This window comes from Janthinobacterium sp. SUN128, from assembly GCF_030587275.1.
Lineage (GTDB): Bacteria > Pseudomonadota > Gammaproteobacteria > Burkholderiales > Burkholderiaceae_D > Janthinobacterium > Janthinobacterium lividum.
The window spans coordinates 3,308,962-3,327,685 of record NZ_JAPWHY010000001.1 but is presented as its reverse complement, the minus strand read 5'-3'; the positions used below and the strand labels follow the sequence as shown (position 1 = coordinate 3,327,685).

17 protein-coding genes are annotated in these 18,724 nt (G+C 64.7%); 4 read left to right on the top strand and 13 right to left on the bottom strand.

Translation table 11 applies throughout. The features are described 5' to 3' along the window. Positions 1-2: 2 nt before the first annotated feature. Entirely contained in the window at positions 3-857 is an 855-nt protein-coding gene (locus O3297_RS15010) for an SIS domain-containing protein (protein ID WP_034750862.1), read from the bottom strand. Positions 858-1,068: 211 nt separating this feature from the next. After that, the gene (gene zwf, locus O3297_RS15005) at positions 1,069-2,541 is read right to left on the bottom strand and encodes a glucose-6-phosphate dehydrogenase (RefSeq protein ID WP_070260463.1); all 1,473 of its coding nucleotides are present in this window, start codon (positions 2,539-2,541) and stop codon (positions 1,069-1,071) included. Between the two features lie 561 nt (positions 2,542-3,102). Between zwf and O3297_RS15000 the strand changes: the two genes are divergently transcribed. After that, complete coding sequence (locus O3297_RS15000) at positions 3,103-4,056, top strand: chemotaxis protein (protein WP_070281275.1); 954 nt, start codon at positions 3,103-3,105, stop codon at positions 4,054-4,056. A gap of 171 nt (positions 4,057-4,227) precedes the next feature. Here the strand turns inward: O3297_RS15000 and O3297_RS14995 are convergent, their stop codons facing one another. Together O3297_RS14995 and pgi are read right to left on the bottom strand one after the other, a co-directional pair. Further along, complete coding sequence (locus tag O3297_RS14995) at positions 4,228-5,124, bottom strand: SMP-30/gluconolactonase/LRE family protein (RefSeq protein ID WP_305049051.1); 897 nt, start codon at positions 5,122-5,124, stop codon at positions 4,228-4,230. Positions 5,125-5,133: 9 nt separating this feature from the next. Next, the gene (gene pgi, locus O3297_RS14990; RefSeq protein ID WP_305049050.1) at positions 5,134-6,798 is read right to left on the bottom strand and encodes a glucose-6-phosphate isomerase; all 1,665 of its coding nucleotides are present in this window, start codon (positions 6,796-6,798) and stop codon (positions 5,134-5,136) included. A gap of 334 nt (positions 6,799-7,132) precedes the next feature. Between pgi and edd the strand changes: the two genes are divergently transcribed. From edd to O3297_RS14975, 3 genes are all read left to right on the top strand, one after another. Further along, positions 7,133-9,046 carry a phosphogluconate dehydratase gene (gene edd / locus O3297_RS14985; protein WP_070260459.1) on the top strand — a complete coding sequence of 638 codons (1,914 nt, stop codon included), beginning with the start codon at positions 7,133-7,135 and terminating at the stop codon, positions 9,044-9,046. Positions 9,047-9,049: 3 nt separating this feature from the next. Continuing rightward, a complete protein-coding gene (eda, locus tag O3297_RS14980; protein ID WP_070260457.1) occupies positions 9,050-9,679 on the top strand; it encodes a bifunctional 4-hydroxy-2-oxoglutarate aldolase/2-dehydro-3-deoxy-phosphogluconate aldolase in 630 nt (209 codons plus the stop codon). 62 nt (positions 9,680-9,741) lie between these two features. Further along, on the top strand, positions 9,742-10,254 hold the full coding sequence (locus tag O3297_RS14975; protein WP_081345913.1) for a hypothetical protein: 513 nt from the start codon (positions 9,742-9,744) through the stop codon (positions 10,252-10,254). Between the two features lie 20 nt (positions 10,255-10,274). Here O3297_RS14975 and O3297_RS14970 read toward each other — a convergent pair whose 3' ends face one another. The 9 genes from O3297_RS14970 to O3297_RS14930 are packed head-to-tail and all read right to left on the bottom strand — an operon-like array spanning position 10,275 to position 18,716. Continuing rightward, on the bottom strand, positions 10,275-11,291 hold the full coding sequence (locus O3297_RS14970) for a LytR C-terminal domain-containing protein (RefSeq protein WP_305049049.1): 1,017 nt from the start codon (positions 11,289-11,291) through the stop codon (positions 10,275-10,277). Positions 11,292-11,304: 13 nt separating this feature from the next. Next, entirely contained in the window at positions 11,305-12,252 is a 948-nt protein-coding gene (locus tag O3297_RS14965; RefSeq protein ID WP_305049048.1) for a type II secretion system F family protein, read from the bottom strand. Between the two features lie 19 nt (positions 12,253-12,271). Further along, positions 12,272-13,246, bottom strand: a complete 975-nt coding sequence (locus tag O3297_RS14960) for a type II secretion system F family protein (protein WP_092606643.1) — start codon at positions 13,244-13,246, stop codon at positions 12,272-12,274. A gap of 10 nt (positions 13,247-13,256) precedes the next feature. Beyond that, a complete protein-coding gene (locus O3297_RS14955) occupies positions 13,257-14,624 on the bottom strand; it encodes a CpaF family protein (protein WP_034787023.1) in 1,368 nt (455 codons plus the stop codon). 38 nt (positions 14,625-14,662) lie between these two features. Beyond that, positions 14,663-15,814: an AAA family ATPase gene (locus O3297_RS14950; RefSeq protein ID WP_034787021.1), complete on the bottom strand. Its 1,152-nt coding sequence runs from the start codon at positions 15,812-15,814 to the stop codon at positions 14,663-14,665. Positions 15,815-15,836: 22 nt separating this feature from the next. Next, complete coding sequence (locus O3297_RS14945; RefSeq protein ID WP_305049047.1) at positions 15,837-16,355, bottom strand: TadE/TadG family type IV pilus assembly protein; 519 nt, start codon at positions 16,353-16,355, stop codon at positions 15,837-15,839. Positions 16,356-16,365: 10 nt separating this feature from the next. Further along, a complete protein-coding gene (locus O3297_RS14940) occupies positions 16,366-16,833 on the bottom strand; it encodes a TadE/TadG family type IV pilus assembly protein (RefSeq protein ID WP_305049046.1) in 468 nt (155 codons plus the stop codon). A gap of 7 nt (positions 16,834-16,840) precedes the next feature. Beyond that, positions 16,841-18,391: a Tad domain-containing protein gene (locus O3297_RS14935; RefSeq protein ID WP_070281269.1), complete on the bottom strand. Its 1,551-nt coding sequence runs from the start codon at positions 18,389-18,391 to the stop codon at positions 16,841-16,843. Between the two features lie 46 nt (positions 18,392-18,437). Further along, the gene (locus O3297_RS14930) at positions 18,438-18,716 is read right to left on the bottom strand and encodes a hypothetical protein (protein WP_034787014.1); all 279 of its coding nucleotides are present in this window, start codon (positions 18,714-18,716) and stop codon (positions 18,438-18,440) included. Positions 18,717-18,724 lie beyond the last annotated feature (8 nt).

Here is an 18,724-nt window from a genome sequence, read left to right as displayed (position 1 = left end):
AATCAGCCGATGAAGGAATCGAACTGCATGTCGAATTCCTGCAGCGCCTTCTGTGCATTCTGCATCTTCTTGCGGAATTCCGGCCCACGTTGCAGGGCCAGGCCCACGGCCAGCACGTCGATCACGACCAGGTAGGCCAGGCGGGCTGAAATCGGAGTGTAGGGGTCGGTGTTGAAGACCAGGTCGATCGGGATCAGGACGGTCGCCAGGTCGGCCAGCGGCGTGCCCGATGGGGCCAGCACGACGACGTCGGCGCCGCCGCGGCGCGCCAGTTTCACGGAGCGGACCAAGGCGGGGCTGTTGCCGCGTTGCGAGATGGCTACCAGGCAGTCGCCGCCGCGCAGCAGGGCCGCCGCGATACTGTGGATGTTCGGGTCGCTGTAGGCCACCGTCGGCACGCCCGAGCGGAAGAACTTGTGCTGGGCGTCGGCCGCCACGATGCCCGACGTGCCCTGGCCATAGAATTCGATCTTGCTGGCGCGCGACAGGATGTCGAGCGCGCGCTGGATCGCTTCCGGGTTCAGGTTGTTGCGCAGGTCGAGCAGGGTGTTGATCGAGCGGCTGCAGATTTTATTCACCAGGTCGGCCGCCAGGTCGTCCTGCGCCGGCTGTTCGTTTGCGCCCGGCATGGCCAGGGCCAGGCCCTGCGCCAGCTTCAGCTTGAATTCATGCCAGCCGTCATAACCCAGGGTGCGGCAAAAGCGCACCACGGTCGGTTCCGACACCTGCGCGCTTTTCGCCAGCGCCGTGATGTTCTGGCTGACTGTCTGGTTAGGCTGGTCAAGCACGGCCAGCGCGACCTTTTTCTCCGACTTGGAGAGCGAATCGAGCTGGGTGCGGATGGAGTCAAGCAGCATTAAATTAGTCTTCTGTTTTCGGGAAGCGGTGAAGCAGGGGTTTCGCAGAGCACCGCTCCGCGTCTGCGTAACGGCCTGCCCATGCATGGGCAGGCTCCTTACCTTGCCAAACTAGTCTTCTGGCAGGGGTGAAGCAGGGGTTTCGTGAAGCACTGCTCCACGCCTGCGTAACGGTCTGGCCTTGCAAGGCCAGACTCCTTGCGCTTCCAAACTAGTCTTCAGGAAGCGCTTCTTCACGCCACTGCAAGCCATCGCGGCCGATCAGGGCGCTGGCGGCTGCGGGACCCCAGGTGCCGGCCGTGTACGGAATCGGCGCGCTGTCGTTCTGTTCCCAGTTGTCGAGAATCGGCTCGACCCATTCCCAGGCCGCTTCCAGTTCGTCGCCGCGCATGAACAGGGTCAGCTGGCCGCGCAGCACGTCGAGCAGCAAACGCTCGTAGGCGTCCATGCGCGGGGTCTTGAACGATTCGCGGAAATCGAGTTCCAGTTCCGCCGGTTTCAAGCGCATGCCGTCGCCCGGGGTTTTCGCCATCAGGTTCATGCGCAAGCCTTCGTCCGGCTGCAAACGGATCACCAGGCAGTTCGGCTGGAAGCTCGACGTGGGCTGGTTGAAGATCGAGTGCGGAATCTGCTTGAAGCGCACGACGATCTCGGCCAGGCTGTCGGCCATGCGCTTGCCCGTGCGCAGGTAGAACGGCACGCCGGCCCAGCGCCAGGTATCGATTTCCGCCTTCAGCGCAACGAAGGTTTCGGTGCGCGAATGTTCCGGCGCATCCGGCTCGTCGCGGTAGCTCGGCACGGTGGCGCCGTCGACGTGGCCGGCGCGGTACTGGCCGCGCACGATGTTCTGCGCCAGGGTGGTGGGCGTGAATTTTTTCAGCGAGCGCAGCACTTGCAGCTTTTCATCGCGCACGGCGTCCGGCGCGATCGAGGTCGGCGGTTCCATGGCGACGATGCACAGCAGTTGCAGCAAGTGGTTTTGCAGCATGTCGCGCAGCGCGCCCGAGGTGTCGTAGTAACCCATGCGGTTGCCCACGCCCAGTTTCTCGGCGATGGTGATCTGCACGTCGGAAATCCACTCGCGGCGCCACAGCGGTTCGAACAGGATATTGCCGAAGCGCAGGGCCAGCAAGTTCTGCACGGTTTCCTTGCCCAGGTAATGGTCGATACGGTAGATCTGCGATTCCTGGAAAACCTTGCCCACTTCGGCATTGATCTGCTTGGCGCTGGCCAGGTCGCGGCCCAGCGGCTTTTCCAGCACCACGCGCGAATTCGGCGTCACCAGGCCGTTGTCTTCCAGGTTGTCGCAGATGAGAGCGAACAGATGCGGCGGCGTCGCCAGGTAATACACGCGCGTCAGGTCGGCATCGCCGCGCAGCGCTTCGACCAGCGGTGCATACGTGGCCGCATCGCTGGCGTTGAGCGACACATACACGATGCGCGCGCAGAATTTGCTCCAGGTGGCGGCATTCAGGGTGCTGGCCTTGATATGGGGGCGCGAGTTGCTTTCCACCATTTTCAGGAAGGCATCCTGGCCGCTGTCCTGGCGGCCCACGCAGATGATGCGCGCCGTCGGCGGCAAATCGTTCGCGACGTCGCGCGCATACATCGCAGGCAACAATTTGCGCATTGCTAAATCGCCGCTGCCGCCAAACAGGACCAGGTCAAAATCGGTAAGTGCCATAAGTGAGTGTCGTCGCAAAAGTAAAAGGGCCGGAGCGGGGAGGAGGCCGACCGGAAGTGCCAGTCTGTCGCTACTATAATCGGTGGTGTAAATTTACTACGTAGAACAGGCAATTGCAAGAAATTTTACTACATTCCAGCCCCTGCCGTCGCCATTTTGCCCGGTATGCCCGCCAGCGGCGCCGGCATGGCCATTATATGCCGTTCGCCGGTGCCGGCGCGGTGTCCTGCTTTTCATAGCCTTTTCAAAGCAACCATGGTTGCCAGGGAAATTTCTAGTTCTCTCCGTCATCATTTGCGCTGTAGCAACAAGCAAATCAAGAAATGCTGTCAGGATCGCTGTTGGCAGCGTAAAGTAGCTTTGAAGAAAGTAAAAAACCGTATAATTCAAGCTCGAATCGATAGCAACTATTGGTTGTAAGAAATTGTACGATATACACTGCACCGCTAGCGCCGGCCATGCCCCGAACCCGCCATCCGACGTCCATGCGACGTGCAGTCCGCACTGTCCGCAGCATCAGGACAGGCGACTTAACTTTACAAGACGGCTCAAGGGGACACAATGAATTCAATGCAGCAAGATGTCGATGAACGCACGAGCCTGACAGGCAATAACAAATTCGAACTGTTCCTGTTCAAGCTGGGTACCAGTGATCACTCGACCAGCCGCGAACTATTCGGCATCAATGTGTTCAAAGTCCGTGAAATCATGGAAATGCCGGCCATCACGGCCGTGGCCGGTTCGCACCCGCACATGCTGGGCGTGGTCAACATCCGCGGTCAGATCGTGCCCGTGATCGACTTGCCGATGGCGGTCGGCTGCAAGAGCAATGGCTTGAAGATACTGATGGTGACCGAATTTGCCCGCTCGACACAGGCGTTTGCCGTGGAAGAGGTCGATGAAATCGTGCGCCTGGAATGGAACCAGGTGCTGTCGGCCGAATCGAGCGTCGGTGGCGGCCTCGTCACCAGTATCGCGCGCCTCGATGGCGATACGGACAAGACGCGCCTGGCGCAAGTGCTGGACGTGGAACAAATCCTGCGCAACGTGCTGCCGTCGGGCGACCCGGACGTGGACGAGAACAGCATCGGCCCGCAAGTGCGCTTGCCGGCCGGCGCCGTGATCCTCGCGGCCGACGATTCCTCGCTGGCCCGTTCGCTGATCGAAAAGGGCCTCGAAGCGATGGGCGTGCCTTTCATCATGACCAAGACGGGCAAGGAAGCATGGGAACGCCTGCAGGCCATCTCGGCCCAGGCGGCCACGGAAGGCAAGACGGCGAAAGACAAGGTGGCGCTGGTGCTGACCGACCTGGAAATGCCGGAAATGGATGGCTTTACCCTGACGCGCAACATCAAGAACGATGGCCGCTTCGCCAACATCCCCGTGGTGATCCACTCGTCGCTGACGGGCTCGACCAACGAAGACCACGTCAAGGGCGTGGGTGCCGATGGTTATGTGGCGAAATTCGTGGCGGCTGAATTGGCTGAAACCATCCGCAAGGTGCTGGCGCGGTAAGCTGAAGCAACCGTAGGTCGGATTAGCGGTGTATGCCGCGTAGTCCGACGCCACCATGGCCAACACTGTTGTCGGATTACGCGGGACCTTGCCCCGCTAATCCGACCTACGTGAGCGTAAAAAAAGCGCCGGACCCTCGCAGGTGCCGGCGCTTTTTCATGTTTGAAACGATTACGCCTGGTAAGCCGTCTCCGGCTGGCCCGCCACGTCCACGCGCACGGACAGCACGTGGCCGCTCAAAGGGTAGTTGGCAATTTCCTCGGCCGAGCGGTTATGGCTGGCGCTGGTGATGTACAGGGTGCGCAGGTCGGGGCCGCCAAACGTTACCATGGTGGGGCAGCGCACGGGCACGGTAATTTCGCCCAGCAGTTGGCCATCGGGGGCGAAGCGCAAGATCTTGCCGCCTTCAAACATGGCCGACCAGTAATTGCCTTCGCTGTCGACGGCCGCGCCATCGGGGCGCCCGCCGTAGTCCGCAGCTTTCTTGTCCATGGAAAAACGCTGGAACGGCTGCGGCGCGGAAATGGCTCCGCTGGCCGCATCGAAATCGAAGCGGTCGATGCGGTGCGTGGTGGTATCCGAGTGATACATGGCGCGCTTGTCGGGGGAAAAGCCCAGGCCGTTCGAGACGGTCATGCCGCCCGACCAGACTTTGCGCACTTGTCCCTTTTCCAGCACGAACATTTCCGCCGCATCGGCGTTGCGCGGCTCGAAAATCGTGCCGACCCAGAAACGGCCTGCCGGGTCGACCTTGCCATCGTTGAAGCGCGTGGTGGCCATGTCGAACGGCGCCGGGGCGATTTCCGCCAGGCTGCCCGTCTTCGTGTCGAGGTGGGCAAAACCGCTGCGCAAGGCCACGATCAGGCCGCCGCCCGCGTTGATCGCCAGCGCCGACGGTTCCGTCGGCATGCTCCACTGGTCATGCTTGCCGCTGGCCGGGTGCAAGCGGTGCACGGCGCGGCCATCGATGTCGACCCAGTACAGGGCCGCTTCCTTGCCATGCCATAGCGGGCATTCGCCCACTTGCATGGGTTTGTCGCTGACTACTTTAATTTCGTAAATATTCATCTATCTCTTTTAGTATGCGGCTTTTGCAGCTTTAGCCAGCGCAATCAAGCCATTGGTCGAGCTGTCGTGGTGGTCGGGACGGGCTTCGCCCGTCAGTTCGGCCTGGATTTTCTTGGCCAGTACCTTGCCCAGTTCCACGCCCCACTGGTCGAAACTGTTGACGTTCCACAAGACGCCCTGCACGAAGGTCTTGTGTTCGTACAGCGCGATCAGGGCGCCCAGGGTGGTCGGGGTCAGCTGGTCCATCAAAATGGTGTTGCTGGGACGGTTGCCGGGGAAGGTCTTGTGCGGTACCAGCGCCTCGATCTCGCTGTCCGGCAAGCCTTGCGCCTGCAGATCAAGACGCACCTCATCGCCCGTCTTGCCCGTCATGAAGGCTTCCGACTGGGCAAAGCAGTTCGCCAGCAGGGCGTCGTGGTGGCCCGGTAAATCGTGCGTGGCGCGCAGGGCGGCGATGAAATCGATGGGCGTGATGTCCGTGCCCTGGTGCAGCAGCTGGAAGTACGCATGCTGCGCATTCGTGCCGCAGTCGCCCCAGATGACGGGGCCGGTCGGCACGTCGACGGGCACGCCATCCTTGGTGACGCGCTTGCCGTTGCTTTCCATGTCCAGCTGTTGCAAGTAGGCGGCAAAGCGGCTCAAGTCCTGGTGGTATGGCGCGATGGAAACAGAGCCGCAATCGAGGAACTGGCGGTTCCAGAAGCCCACCATGGCCAGCACGACGGGCATGTTCTGTTCCAGCGGCGCCTGGCGGAAGTGCTGGTCCATCGCATGCGCGCCGGCGAGGAAATCGCTGAAGTATTCAAAGCCGATGGACAGGGCCACGGCCAGGCCGATCGACGACCAGACGGAGTAACGGCCGCCGACCCAGTCCCAGAACGGGAACATGTTGTCCGGCGAAATGCCGAAGTCGACGATGGCTTGCGTGTTGGTCGAGACGGCCACAAAATGCTTGGCCAAGTCGGTTTCTTCGCCTTCGAGCAGGAACCAGGCGCGCGCCGTGTTGGCGTTGAGCATGGTTTCGGCCGTGACGAAGGTTTTCGAGGCCACGATGAACAAGGTCGTTTCCGGATCGACTTTCGACAGGGTCGCTTCCATGTCGTGGCCGTCGACGTTGGAAACAAAGTGCATTTCCAGGCCAGGGTTGGCATACGAGCGCAGGGCCAGGCAAGCCATTTTCGGGCCCAGGTCCGAGCCGCCGATGCCGATGTTGACGATGTCGCAAATCGGCTTGCCCGTGTAGCCGAGCCAGCTGCCATTGCGCACCTTATCCGTAAACGCCTTGACGCGTTGCAGCACATCTTGCACGTCGGTATCGATATCCTGGCCGTCGACCACCAGCTTGGTGCCCCGTGGCGCGCGCAAGGCGGTATGCAGAACGGCCCGATGTTCGGTAAGATTGATTTTCTCGCCAGTGAACATGGCTTCGCGCTGCGCTTCCACGCCGCGCTCGCGGGCCAGGTCCATCAGCAGACGCATGGCGGTGGCGTCGACACGGTTCTTCGAGTAATCGAGCAGCAGGCCGGCCGCATCGACCGTCATGCTGGAAAAGCGCGCGGGGTCGGCTGCGAACAGCTGGCGCAGATGCACTTCGCGCAGGCTGGCGCGATGCGCTTGCAGGGACTGGAAACTGGCGGTGGCGGTGATGGCAGGAGTAGGTGCTGGCTGGCGCATGGCGGTCGGCTTGGGTGCTTGTCTCGGTTGAAAGGGGCGCGGCGCGTTCGTGATGGCGAACAGCGGATCCGGCATTGGTATGAGAATAATACATCAGAAAAACGTAATTTCACTACAGTTTGTGCAGGCGCCTGGCATTTTCAGCGTTTTTTCAGCGTTTTATCCGTGCTGCAATAGATAGGCAAGCAAGACGAGTGGGCGTGGCACGCTGTTGTTTTGCCTTGAAAGGTCGTGGAAAAATGGATTATTTCTGCCACTGGCCACTGCAAGAGTGCTTCTGCACGACCATTTTGTAGTAAAATTTCACGAAATACTCATTTTTAAGGAAATCCATATGGCGCTGCATCCAGTAGTCGAATCCGTAACAGCGCGCATCATCGCGCGCAGCCGGCCATCGCGCGGCGCCTACCTGGCGCATCTGGATGCTGCCCGCATCCAGGGCGTGCAGCGCGGCGCCCTGTCGTGCACCAACCTGGCGCACGGCTTTGCCGCCTTTCCCGCCAACGACAAGCTGTCGCTGAAGGAATACAAGAAGCCTTCCGTGGCCATCGTTTCCTCGTACAACGACATGCTGTCGGCGCACCAGCCGTTTGAAGGCTTCCCGCAGATCATCAAGCAAGCCGTGCGCGAAGTAGGCGCCGTGGCCCAGTTCGCCGGCGGCGTGCCCGCCATGTGCGATGGCGTTACGCAAGGCCAGCCGGGCATGGAACTGTCGCTGTTCTCGCGCGACACCATCGCCATGTCGACGGCCGTGGCGCTGTCGCACAATATGTTCGACTCGGCCCTGTACCTGGGCGTGTGCGACAAGATCGTGCCGGGCCTGTTGATCGGCGCGCTGCACTTCGGCCATTTGCCGGCCGTCTTCGTGCCGGCCGGTCCGATGACGTCGGGCCTGTCGAACCAGGAAAAAGCCAAGGTGCGCCAGCTGTATGCGCAAGGCAAGGCCACGCGTGAAGACTTGCTCGAAGGCGAATCGAAAGCTTACCACGGCGCCGGCACCTGTACCTTCTACGGTACCGCGAACAGCAACCAGATGCTGATGGAAGTGATGGGCCTGCACTTGCCGGGCGCCGCCTTCATCACGCCGAATACCCCGCTGCGCGATGCGCTCACAAGAGCGGCCGCCCAGCGCGCCGCCGTCATCACGGCGCAAAGCGCCAGTTACTTGCCGGTCGGCCATATCGTCGACGAGAAATGTATCGTCAACGCCGTCGTGGGCTTGCTGGCCACGGGCGGTTCGACCAACCACACCCTGCACCTGGTGGCGATCGCCAAGGCGGCCGGCATCGTCATCGACTGGAACGATTTCAATGAACTGTCGGCCATCGTGCCGATGCTCACGCGCATTTACCCGAACGGCGATGCCGATGTGAACCATTTCCACGCGGCCGGCGGCACGGGCTATCTGATCCGCGAACTGCTGGACGCGGGCTTGCTGCACGACGACGTCAACACCATCCTGGGCCACGGCTTGCGCGCCCACTGCATGGAACCGTTCCTCGGCGAAGACGGCAAGGTCTTCTGGAAAGATGCACCGGCTGCCAGCGCCGACGAAAACGTGCTGCGCCCCGCCTCGAACCCGTTCGCGCCGGACGGCGGCATGGTCCTGGTCGCAGGTAACCTGGGCCGCGCCGTGATGAAGGTCTCGGCCGTCAAGCCGCAGCACCGCACGGTGGAAGCGCCGGCGCTGGTGTTCAATTCGCAGGAAGATTTCATGGCCGCCTACAAGGCGGGCACCCTGGACCGCGATTTCGTTGCCGTGCTGCGCTTCCAGGGCCCGCGCGCCAACGGCATGCCGGAACTGCATGCGCTGACCCCAGCGCTGGCCAACCTGCAGGATGCGGGCCGCCACGTGGCGCTGGTCACCGATGGCCGCATGTCGGGCGCATCGGGCAAGGTGCCGGCCGCCATCCACGTCTCGCCGGAGATTCTCGCCGGCGGCCCGCTGGGCCTGGTGCGCGACGGCGACATCATCCGTCTCGACGCCTTCACGGGCGTGCTCGAGGCGCTGGTGCCGGCCGACGTCTGGCACGCCCGTTCGCTGGTCACGGCCGACTTGTCGCCGAACCACGTCGGCATGGGCCGCGAGCTGTTTTCCATGTTCCGTTCCACCGTCAGCGCGGCGGAAGAGGGTGCCACCACCTTCGGCCTGCCGTCGCCGATTCCCACCACCGTCGCCTTGCACGACGCCGACAATGTCGGTGATACCGTACCGGGTTCCGATGAAGACTTTTTGGCTAGGAAATAAGAGATGACCATGACACTACTGGAAATTATGCGCACTTCGAGCGTGATCCCCGTGATTGCGATCGACGATCCTGAACACGCCGTACCGCTGGCGCGCGCGCTGGTGGCGGGCGGCATCCGCGTGCTGGAAGTGACCCTGCGCACCAAGCACGGCCTCGAAGCGATCCGCGCCATGTCGGCAGTGCCGGGCGCCATCGTCGGCGTCGGTACCTTGACCCGTCCCGAGGAATTCGCGCAGGCGCGCGATGCGGGCGCCGTGTTCGGCGTCTCGCCAGGCCTGACTTCCGCCCTGGTGGCGGCGGCGAAAAGCAGCGGCTTGCCCTTGCTGCCAGGCGTGATGACGCCAGGCGAAGTGATGGCGGCGCGTGAAAACGGCTTCCAGCAGCTGAAACTGTTCCCGGCCGTGCCGGCGGGCGGCATCGGCATGCTCAACGCGATTTACGGCCCCCTGCCGGACATCACGTTCTGCCCGACGGGCGGCATCTCGCAAGAGACGGCGTCGCAGTTCCTGGCGTGCAAGAACGTCGCCTGCGTGGGCGGCTCGTGGCTGACGCCGAAAGACGCGATCGCGGCCGGCAACTGGGACCGCATCACGGAAATCGCGAAGGCGGCCAGCGGCCTGCGTTCAGCGTAAGCGGCTCCGGCGCGGCAGGCTTCCCGCTTGCCGCGCTTTATTTCTTTCTCCTCATGCGAGTCTTGCGCCGTCCCCTCACCATCGGCGAAACCGCCATGGCCCGCAGCGTCTTCCAGGGCGCCATCGACTACGCGCGCGTGCGCGTCGTGCGCGGCTCCTTTCTTCCGTTTGGCTTGCAGGACCAGAACACGGCCATGACGCCGCGCGGCAGCCTGCACTTCATGCCGGCCCAGTACCGCGACGATTTTTCCCGCGAAGGCAACAGCGGCAAGCTGTTCTTCATCCACGAGATGGTGCACGTGTGGCAGTACCAGCTCGGCTACGGCGTGCTGCTGCATGGCGTGCTGCTCGCGCTGCGCGGCGGCTACATCGGGCAGCGCGCCTACCGCTACGATGCGCAGGCTGGCGGCGTCCTGTCCGACTTCAACATGGAGCAGCAGGGCGACATCATCGCCCACTACTTCGGCGCGCGCCAGCTGGGCATTCCCGCCTACGTGGCGAAACTGCCGCAGCTGCAGGATATCCTGCAAGGCTTCCTGATCAACCCTGCCGACCGCCGCCTGCTGCCACGCTGACGCCGCCGCTGATGCCACTGCTACGGCGCCGTGTTCGATGCCAGGCGCATGTCCGGCGCGCGCAGGCTGGCCGCTGCATCCTTGCCCAGCAATAAACGCAGGTCGGCGCCCGCGCCGATGCCGCTGTCGCCGGCCGCCTGCAGTTGCGGCATGCCGCCCAATGCCAGGGCCAGGGCGGCCGCTGCCTCGGCGTGGCCGGGACGGTAGACGATGCTGCTGGCCTGGATGCCGTACGGCCGCTGGTTGCCCAGCCGCAGCACGCTGATGCCCATGCCGCCCAGCATGCCGCGCATGCGCGCCGCCATCCCCGTTTCGCCATTGCCGTTGATGACTTCCAGCCGTGGCAGCGGCATCGCCGGCTTGGCCAGGGCGCGGATAGCCGCTGGCGCGGTTTGCGCCGCCACGGGCGCGTCGCGCCAGCTCAGCGCAAAGATATTCGGCTGCAATTGCGTCAGCTGCAAGCGGCTGGCCGGCGCCGCTGGCATGGGCGCCGGCGCCAGGTCGGGCGCGATGGCCTCCGCGGTGGCATCGACTGTGCCGATGCTGCGCGCCAGCGCCGCGATGGCCAGGTCCAGGTTGGCGCGCGCCGGCTGCTGGCCGTTGTCGAGCTGCAGCGACTGGCGCAGCGCGTCGGCCGCCTGGGCATACTCACCCTGCAGGTACAGCACGTAGCCGAGATTGTTGTAGGTCCTGGCCGTCGGCGCTTGCAGCGCCAGCGCCTGCAGCATGCTGCGGGCCGTTTCCAGCTGGCCCAGCTGCGCGTGCAGCACGGCGGCGCCATTGCGCGCATCGGCCGAGTCGGGCTCAAGCAGCAGGGCTTCGCGGTAGGCGGCCAGCGCAGCGCGCGGGTCGCCCAGTTCCAGCATGCGCTTGCCCAGCTTGCAGAACGCGGCAGTGCGGGTGGCGGGGCTGTCATCGATGCGCGCCTGGGGTGGCGCAACATGATTGCCCTGGCTGGCCGGGCCGGGCAGGTGGCCGCAGGCGGGCAGCAGGCCGGCGCAGGCGAGCATGAGCATCAGGGTGGTGTGCTGTGACATGGCGGTTCTCCGGTCAGCTGCCGCTGCCCATGCTGGGCAGGAGCACGCGGTAGATTTGCAGGAAGGCTGGTCCCATCAAAACGACCAGCAGCGAAGGGAAGATGAAAAAGATCAGCGGGAACAGCAGCTTGAGGGCGATCTTCGCCGCTTCTTCCTCGGCCATCTGGCGGCGCTTGATGCGCAGCTGGTCCGACTGCACGCGAAGCGAGGCGGCGATGCTGGTGCCGAAGCGTTCGGCCTGGATCAGCATGGCCACCAGCGCGTCGACATCCTCGACGCCCGTGCGCAGGGCCAGGTTGCGCAGCGCCCGCTCCTTGGTGTTGCCGGCACGCAGTTCGAGCATCACCAGGTGCAATTCCTCGGCCAGCACGGTGCTTTTCAGGGCGATCTCCGCGGCCACCCGGGCCAGCGCGGCATCCATGGCCAGGCCCGCTTCCACGCACACCGTCATCAAGTCCAGCGCATCGGGAAAGCTTTCAAAGATATCGCGCTGGCGCCGCTTGATCATTTGTGCCAGGACAATATTGGGCAGGTAGTAGCCGATGGCGGCCACGATCAGCAGCCAGAACAGCAATGCCTTGCCCGCCATCTGGCTGCCCGACGCGCTCAGGCCCAGGAACAGCAGCAGGGGCAGGCCGATGGCCAGCATGGTCTTGGCGGAAAAGAACAGGATGGGCGCCGATGCCTGGCGCAGGCCGGCATTCATGAAGCGTCGGCGCATCACGGAACCTTCCCAGCCCTGGTCGGGCAGCGACAGTTTGGCCAGCGGACCGCTCAGGCGCACCATGCGCGCCAGCCATGGGCTGGGCGCCGATGCGCCAGGCGCCGCCGCGCTCTTGCCGGTGGCGTTGTCCATGCGCTGGCGCAAGGGATCGGGGGCAAAGCTGCGCATGGCCACCAGCACGGTGCCGAAGACGGCAATGAAGAGCAGGGCGAGAAAGGCAAAATGGACGGGGTTCATGAGGGTTCTCCTTGCGGGCTCAGACACGGATGCGGATGATATTGCGCATGACAAGGACGCCGCACACCATCAGCAGCAGGGCGCCGACGAGCATCTTGCGTCCGCCCGGGTCGACAAACAGCATTTCCAGGAATTGCGGATTGGTCAGGTGGATCATGGCCGCCGCGCCGAAGGGTAGCAGCGACAGGATCCAGGCCGACAGCCTGCCTTCGGCCGACAGCACGCGCACCTGTCCCAGCAGCTTGATGCGCTCGCGGATGATGCGGCTGATGCTGTCGAGCAGCTCGGCCAGGTTGCCGCCCGTTTCGCGCTGGATCAGCACGGCGATGACGAAGTAGCGCAGGTCCGTGCTGGGCACGCGCGTGGCCAGGTTCATCAGGGCGTCCTGCATGGCGATGCCGAAATTGACTTCGTCGAAGGTGGCGCGAAATTCCACGGCCAGCGGCGCGTTCATCTCATCGCCGACCATTTTCAGGGCGGTGGGGAAGGCGTGGCCGGCGCGCAGGGCGCGCGCCATCAGGTCGAGCGCGTCGGGCAATTGCTGTTCGATGCGTTGCAGGCGCTTGGCCTTGGCGCGCAAGACCACCAGCAGCGGCAGCAGGGCCGCGCCAGCCACCAGCGGCAGGCGCAGCATCCACGGCACGCCGAAGTAGCTGAGCAGCAAAAACGCGGCGCCGGCCGTGGCCAGCATCACGCCGGCGAAGCTGGCCACGCTCCAGGTCAGCCCCGATTGCTCCAGCAGGCGGTCTAGCGCATGCACGCGGGGCACGCTGAGCAGCAGGCGCTGCAGGGCCGGGGTGTCGCTCAGCAGGCGCTTCTTGATCATCGAGCTGCCCGTGTCGCCATGCGCGCCGGCCGACATGATGCGCAGGCGGCGCGCGACCCTTTCCGCTTCCGGGCCGCGCGAGGTGTTCCACGCCAGGTATACCCCCTCGATCAGCAGCACCACGGCGATGAAGGTGAGGATGGCGAATACGTAATAGAGATAGTCCATGATGCTCCCCTTAATGGTACTGGCGGGCGGGATCGAACAGGGTTTCCGGCAGGCTGATGCCGAAGGCGCGCAGGCGTTCCAGGAAGTGCGGCCGCACGCCGCTGGCATGGAAATGTCCCTGCACCGTGCCGTCCTCGCCGATGCCCGTCTGGCGGAAGGTGAAGATTTCCTGCATGGTGATCATCTCGCCTTCCATGCCCGTGATTTCCTGGATCGAAATGATCTTGCGCTTGCCATCCGTCAGGCGCGCCACCTGCACCACCACGCTGACGGCAGAACTGATCTGCTGGCGCATGGCCTTCACGGGCAGGCCCGCCGAGGCCATGCTGATCATGTTTTCCAGCCGCGTCAGCGCGTCGCGCGGGGTGTTCGCATGGATGGTGGCCATCGAACCTTCGTGGCCCGTGTTCATGGCGCCCAGCATGTCGAGCGCCTCGGCGCCGCGCACCTCGCCCAGGATGATGCGGTCGGGACGCATGCGCAGCGCATTGCGCACCAGCGCCCGCTGTGTCACTTCGCCCTTGCCCTCGATGTTCGCGGGCCGCGTTTCCAGGCGCACCACGTGCGGCTGCTGCATCTGCAGTTCGGCCGCGTCCTCGATGGTGACGATGCGTTCGGCCGTGCTGATGAAGCCGGAAATCGCATTGAGCATGGTGGTCTTGCCGCTGCCCGTGCCGCCCGAGATCAGGATGTTGACCTTGGCCTTGCCCAGCGCCTGCAGGGTGGTGCTCATTTCCTCCGTCAGGCTGTGCTTGAGCATCAGGTCGGCCAGGCGCAGCGGCTGGGCCGAGAAGCGGCGGATCGACATCACCGGACCGTCGATGGCCAGCGGCGGGATGATGGCGTTGACGCGCGAACCGTCGGGCAGGCGCGCATCGACCATGGGGCTCGATTCATCGATGCGCCGGCCCACGCGCGAGACGATCTTGTCGATGATCTTCATCAGGTGGGCGTCGTCGGTAAAGCAGATGTCGCTCAGCTCCAGGCGGCCGTGGCGCTCGACATACACCTGGCGGTAGGTGTTGACGAGGATGTCGGACACGCCGGGATCGGCGAGCAGCGGTTCGAGCGGGCCGAAGCCCAGCACCTCGTCTTGGATGTCGCGGATCAGCGAGCGCCGTTCCAGCTCGTTGATCACCACATTGTCTTCCGTGAGCACGTCGCTGACGAGGATTTTCAGCTCTTCGCGGATCTGTTCGCGCGACAGGCGCTGCATGCCTTCCAGGTCGACGCGGTCGAGCAGCGCCTGGTGGGTACGGTGCTTGAGTTGCTGGTAGCTCTGGCTCGATGCGCCCTGGTGCGCGGCATCGTCATTCAGGCTGGCGTCATCCTGGGCATAGCCCAGGCGGTCCCGCAGGGTGAGTTTTTCGGCAGTCATGGTCGGTCTCCGGTGTATGGGGGGATCTGGTTGGAACCTCAGGCACGCGCCAGCAGCCGCGAAACCCAGCCTTGCGCGGCGGGCGGGGTTTCGCCGGCCAGGCTGGCGGCCAGTTCTTGCAGGGCGCGCGAGACGGAATTGTGCGACGCCAGCTTGAGGATGGGCACGCCCTGGCTGACGGAGGCCGCCACCGCCTCGTAGTGGTTGGGGATGGATTTGTAGACGTGCTTGCCATACGCCGCTTCCAGATCGGCCACGCGGATGCTGTCGCTGCTGGCATAGCGGTTCAGGATCAGGCGGATCTTGTCTTCGCGGTAGCCGAGGCCGCGGAATACGTCGAGCAGGCGCTTGCCGTCGCGCACATACGGCAAGGTGGCCTGCAGCACGGGAAAGATCAGGTCGGCCCGGTCCAGCGCGCGCACGCTGACGGGGTCGAGGCCGCGTCCCACATCGAGCAGGATGTAGTCGTACTGGCTGCGCGCCAGGGTCAGCAAGCGGTCGATATGGTCCGCCTCGACGTCGGCCGCATGGGCGGGATCGTCGGCGGCGGCCAGCACGCTGTAGGCGGGCGTGATCTGGATCATGCTGGCGGTCAGCAGCGAGGCGTCGAGGCGCACGATCTGCTGCGACAGCTGCGACAGGGTGGTGGCCGGCTTGTGGTCCGAGACGAACAGGGCGGCGTCGCCGAACTGCAGGTTCAGGTCGAACAGCGCCACCTTGCGCTGTTCGCCGGCGGCCAGCGCGTAGCCCAGGTTGGCGGCGATGAAGGTGGCACCGCTGCCGCCCTTGCACGAGACGAAGGCCAGCACCTGGCCCTTGCGCGTGACCTGCTTTTGCAGCTTGTCCTCGATGCGGCGCAGCGCGGCGCACAGGGCCGCGTCGTCGTCCGGCAGCAGCACTTCGCGCACGCCGGCGCGCATCGCGCGCAGCAGGAATTGCGGACTTTGCTGCGGACATTGCACGATGATGGCCAGGTTCGGATGGCGCCCGCCCAGCAGTTCGAGCCGTTCCAGCTCCGTCTCGCCCGCCTGCTCCTGCTCCAGCAGCAGCAAGTCCGGCGTGGCGCCGTTGTCGAATACATCCGGTATGCTCGCCAGCAGCGCGACGCGGTCGGCCGCGCTGCGTTCGCGCAGCAAGCGGGTGAGCCGCTTGAGCTGGGCTTCATTCTTCGAGACGATGACGATATTCACTTGGTACTCCCGGTAATGGCGTTCAGTTGATCTGGAAGCCCAGGCTTTCGGCGTGCATGACCACGACCGAGGCTGGCACGGCGATATTGAGAAAACCGAACAGGCTGACCATCGGCGTATAGCTGACGTTGTCGATCGACACGCGCACGCTGTCGATGCAGCTGGCCGTGCGCGTGATGTCGCCGCAGGCCGACAGGTTGTCGCCCGGATCGAGCGGCGGCAAGGTCACTTCGGCGCCGCTCTTGTTCAGGTAGCGGATGGTGATGTTGGCGGCCGTCAGTTCCGGCGCGGCAGGCAGGGCCGTGCCGCCGAACAGGGCCAGCGTCTTGACGGTGTCCGTCTGGTCGATCCAGCGTACTACCGCCTCGCGCGCGGCGCGGCGGCTCACTTCCTGCACCGTGTTGTACAGGTACAGCATGCGGCCAAATTCGAGGATGCCGAACAGCAGGGTGAAAAACAGCAGTGCCACCAGGGCGAATTCGACGGCGGCGGCGCCGCGCTGGCGGCCGGCTGGAGGAGACGATGGAAGGCGGTGGCGCATGGCGTTCTCCTTACAGCATGTAGCGCATGGTAGTGCGCGGCGAGAGCGGCGTGGCATAGCTGCTGGCCGCGCCGATCACGAAGGGCAGGTACTGGCCCACCGACAGCGTGTAGTTGACGACTTCGACGCGGATGCCGCCCGGCGCCGTGCCATCGGTGCAGCTGCTGTCGTTGAACGCCGCATCCAGGCAGGTGACCGTCACGTTGGCCGTGGTGAAGACGCTGATGCCGGCGCTGGTGGCCGCATCGACGACCGTCTGTTTGGCGGCAGGCACGCCCTGCGAGGCGATGCCGGCCTTGGCCTTGACGGACATGTTGCGCGCCGCATCGCGCGTGGCCTTGGTCAGCGCGTCGTAGTACCAGAAGGCGCGGCCGAAGCCGAAGATGCCCGCCAGCAGGGTGATCAGCAGGGCCAGCACGATGCCGAATTCGACGGCGGCGCCGCCGCGCTGCCTGAGGGGGGAAAGGTGGATGCGCATGGCCGCCTCACTTGTAGAGTTTGATTTCGGAATTCGGCACGGGCTCGATCAGGCCCGCGAACTCGACGTCGAGGCGCTTGGTGCCGCCGCTGAAATCGGCCTTCATCGTCATGAAGAATTTGCCGATGCCCACCGCATTCATGACGCCGCACGAAGCCGGCCCCACTGGCGCCGTGCGGCAGTCGACCAGCACCACGTTGAGGATGCGCCGGTTGCGCTGGCCCGGATGGGCGGCCGAGGGCGCCTGGAACGTGGGGCCGCTGGTCTGGTTGTACGGCGAAGGCGGCGTACTGGCAGGAAAGCCTGCGCCTGGGCTGACGGGGTAGCTGGCCGTGTCGAAGTAATTCGCCTTGGCCGTGCTGTACATGGGGTTGGCGTTGGCGTCCGCGACGCTGTACGCCGTGCCGGCCTTGGCCGGAGTGGCGCCATTGCTTTGGTAGGCCGGGCCGTAGGACCACAGCACGCCGTAGCCGGCGAACTGGGCGAACGTGGCCGAGGGCGCGGGGACGGGGCCGGCCGACGGCAGCTGGTAATTCGGCTTGTTGCCGGACAGGCTGACGGGCTGCTGGCTGGGCAGGGTGCTGGCGCCCGGCTGCATCCAGCCGGTGGGCGGCGAGTTGGCGGCGGTGGCGGCGCAGGGCGACGCGCCGCCCACGCAGGGAAATTCCTTGATGTTGGTGTCGGGCGGCGCCGTCGCGGGGTCGCACACGGAAGGTCCACCGTAATCGTCGAAGCGCGAATTGAGCGAGGCGGCCAGCGAGGCCGACAGGCCCGTGTTCGTGTAGACCTGGCCCGTGCCGCTGGTGATGACGGCGCTGCTGCCCGTGCACATGAACGGCGCGGTGGAGGCGGCGCTCGAATGCGACGCGCTGCAGCTGCCGGGCGGCGCATCGACGGGGTTGATCAGGTAGGGGTCGGACGGGCCGCCCAGCGGATTGAGGCCGAACAGGTTGTAGGTGACGCCGCGGCGGAAGCCGAATTCCAGCAGTTCCGTCAGGCCCGTGCCGGCCGGCGCGGCCGGATACGTGTATTGCGCCGTCTTGTTGGCCGGATCGACGGCGCACACGCCGATCGGCGTGACGTCGTTGACGAAGCGGCCCGCCACGGCCACGCCCGAGGTACTGGTGCTGGCGATGCCGGCGATGCCCATCAGGTAGGTGGCGAAGGTCTTGCTGCCCGTGTCGACGCGGATGAAGGTCTGGCCCTGCGGGCTGGTGCGGGCGCTGGCGCCGGAAGACCACGGCCCGTCGGGGCTGGGGCCGAAACTGATGTTGGCGGCCGTCAGGGTCAGCGTGGTGGAAAAGTCGTAGCGGTTCTTTTGCGCGATGGCGATGGCCTTGGCCTGCGCGTTGTCGATGCCGGTGGCGCTTTGGTTGAGTTCCACGGCGCCGGCCAGGGCGGCGCTGTCGGCGCCGTTCTGCAGCTCCGTCTTGGCGATGTACAGGTGGCCCAGGTCCAGCACCAGGCCGCCCATGGCGAACAGCACCACCAGGGTCAGCCCCAGCACGATGGCGATCGCGCCCTGCTGCTTATCGTGCCTGCGAAATGCGGTGTTCATGACTGTCTCCTGGTGGCCTGGGAAAAGTGCATCGCGGGACTGGCGCCTACTGGCGTCCGCCCACGCCGATGGTGAAGACATTCGGTTGCGGTTCCGGCGCCGCAAACGATTTCTGGTAGCGCTGGTAGGCGCTGACGCCGGCCTTGCCGTCGATGCCGCTGACCGGGTTGGCATTGCGGTAGGCGTCCGGATACATGATCTGCTGCGCCTTGAGCAGGGCCACCGATTCGCCAAAGTGCGAATCGAGCACGGGCGTGGTGGTGGCGGCGCAGCCGGCCAGCAGGCAGAACAGGGCGGCGCAAGGCAGGCGATGTGCGGTTTTCATGGTGTTCT

Bases quoted from the DNA above. Each gene is read 5' to 3' on its own strand.
- O3297_RS14955 (WP_034787023.1), bottom strand. From the start codon at position 14,624: ATGACTGCCGAAAAACTCACCCTGCGGGACCGCCTGGGCTATGCCCAG.
- zwf (WP_070260463.1), bottom strand. From the start codon at position 2,541: ATGGCACTTACCGATTTTGACCTGGTCCTGTTTGGCGGCAGCGGCGAT.
- eda (WP_070260457.1), top strand. From the start codon at position 9,050: ATGACCATGACACTACTGGAAATTATGCGCACTTCGAGCGTGATCCCC.
- O3297_RS14970 (WP_305049049.1), bottom strand. From the start codon at position 11,291: ATGTCACAGCACACCACCCTGATGCTCATGCTCGCCTGCGCCGGCCTG.
- O3297_RS15000 (WP_070281275.1), top strand. From the start codon at position 3,103: ATGAATTCAATGCAGCAAGATGTCGATGAACGCACGAGCCTGACAGGC.
- O3297_RS15010 (WP_034750862.1), bottom strand. From the start codon at position 857: ATGCTGCTTGACTCCATCCGCACCCAGCTCGATTCGCTCTCCAAGTCG.
- O3297_RS14930 (WP_034787014.1), bottom strand. From the start codon at position 18,716: ATGAAAACCGCACATCGCCTGCCTTGCGCCGCCCTGTTCTGCCTGCTG.
- O3297_RS14960 (WP_092606643.1), bottom strand. From the start codon at position 13,246: ATGGACTATCTCTATTACGTATTCGCCATCCTCACCTTCATCGCCGTG.
- O3297_RS14935 (WP_070281269.1), bottom strand. From the start codon at position 18,391: ATGAACACCGCATTTCGCAGGCACGATAAGCAGCAGGGCGCGATCGCC.
- edd (WP_070260459.1), top strand. From the start codon at position 7,133: ATGGCGCTGCATCCAGTAGTCGAATCCGTAACAGCGCGCATCATCGCG.
- O3297_RS14965 (WP_305049048.1), bottom strand. From the start codon at position 12,252: ATGAACCCCGTCCATTTTGCCTTTCTCGCCCTGCTCTTCATTGCCGTC.
- pgi (WP_305049050.1), bottom strand. From the start codon at position 6,798: ATGCGCCAGCCAGCACCTACTCCTGCCATCACCGCCACCGCCAGTTTC.
- O3297_RS14995 (WP_305049051.1), bottom strand. From the start codon at position 5,124: ATGAATATTTACGAAATTAAAGTAGTCAGCGACAAACCCATGCAAGTG.
- O3297_RS14945 (WP_305049047.1), bottom strand. From the start codon at position 16,355: ATGCGCCACCGCCTTCCATCGTCTCCTCCAGCCGGCCGCCAGCGCGGC.
- O3297_RS14940 (WP_305049046.1), bottom strand. From the start codon at position 16,833: ATGCGCATCCACCTTTCCCCCCTCAGGCAGCGCGGCGGCGCCGCCGTC.